At 73.5% G+C, this 1,221-nt stretch carries 1 protein-coding gene; it reads right to left on the reverse strand.

Translation table 11 applies throughout. The features are described from left to right. Nucleotides 1-32: 32 nt before the first annotated feature. Nucleotides 33-1,037, reverse strand: a complete 1,005-nt coding sequence (locus tag G5C65_RS37435) for a TetR/AcrR family transcriptional regulator (protein WP_165303494.1) — start codon at nucleotides 1,035-1,037, stop codon at nucleotides 33-35. Nucleotides 1,038-1,221 lie beyond the last annotated feature (184 nt).

Raw genomic sequence — 1,221 nt, forward strand, 5'->3', positions numbered from 1 at the left:
GGGCGGTGGGGGCGACGGGATCGGCCCGGCGGTCACGCGGAGGGCACGGCCAACTCGGCGTCGACATGGGCGAGCAGCGCGGCGTACATCGTGTCCGGGCCGGCCCCGGTCCCGTCGTCGCCGCCCGCGGCTGCGGCCAGCACCTGGGAGGCCAGCCCGTCGATGAGGGCGGTCAGGCGCAGGGCGCTGAACTCCGGGTCCACGTCCCGGAAGACGCCCTGTGCGACGCCGCGCCGGATCACCTCCGCGACGGTGGTGCGCCACTGCCGGTAGTAGTCGACGTGCAGCCGCCCGATGGCGGTCGAGCGCGCGGCCTCGGCCCACAGGTCGAGCCACACCAGCCACTGACGGCGCTGCTGTGCGGTACGCGGGGTCTGCAGGGCGAGGAGCTGACGCAGCTCCCCGGCGGCGTCTCCGGCGTCTCCGGCCGCGGTCAGCCGCGCGGCGCGGCGGTCGGTGTCCTCGTCCATGCACCAGCGCACAGCGGCCTCCAGCAGCTCGGCGCGGCCGGGGAAGTGGTAGTGGATGGCGGCGGTGCTGGTGTCGCAGGCGGCGGCGATGTCCGCGACCCGCACGGAGTGGAAGCCGCACTCCGCGATCAGCCGGACCGTCTCCTGGACGATCTGCAGCGGTCGCCCCGTGACGGTGGCCTGCGGGGCGGCCCCGGCGGACCGGCCGCGCCCACGGGACCCGGCCCCGGCATCGCGACCGGCACCGTCTCCGTCTCCGGCGGTCCTGCCTGCCGAGGTCCCGTCTCCCGGGGTCCCGTCTCCCGGGGTTCCGTCTGCCGGGGTTCCGCCTTCCCCCGGGCCGAGCAGCCAGCCGGCGTCCACCGCGCCCGCGTCGGCGATCCGGGCGAGCTCGGCGACGGTGAAGCGGCGGCTTCCGCCCAGCGAGCGGGAGAGCTTGGACGGGTCCATCACGATCCGCCGCGCGAACTCGCGCTGGCTGCACCCGGCGGCCTCGATGACCTTGCGCACCCGGTCCGCCACATCGCCCGCCGCGTCGGCGACACGGCTGCCTGCGTCTTGCTGCATGCCTGTCACGGTACGAGAGTGTTGAGAAAAACGCAAAACTATCTGATGCGCCAGTCAGCTCATCACCGCAACAGTCTTGGTCTCGTGCCGTGCTCGACGCGATGGCAACGCGAATGTGACCCGGGCGTCATGTTATGGGGGACTCCTCAACTCATCATATGGCTGGGGGTGTTGGGGGCCGGGG

Source organism: Streptomyces boncukensis (assembly GCF_011045075.1).
In the GTDB taxonomy this organism is placed as follows: Bacteria; Actinomycetota; Actinomycetes; order Streptomycetales; family Streptomycetaceae; genus Streptomyces; species Streptomyces boncukensis.

Excerpts from the sequence above, each read along its gene's own strand:
- G5C65_RS37435 (WP_165303494.1), bottom strand. The coding sequence starts at position 1,037 with ATGCAGCAAGACGCAGGCAGCCGTGTCGCCGACGCGGCGGGCGATGTG.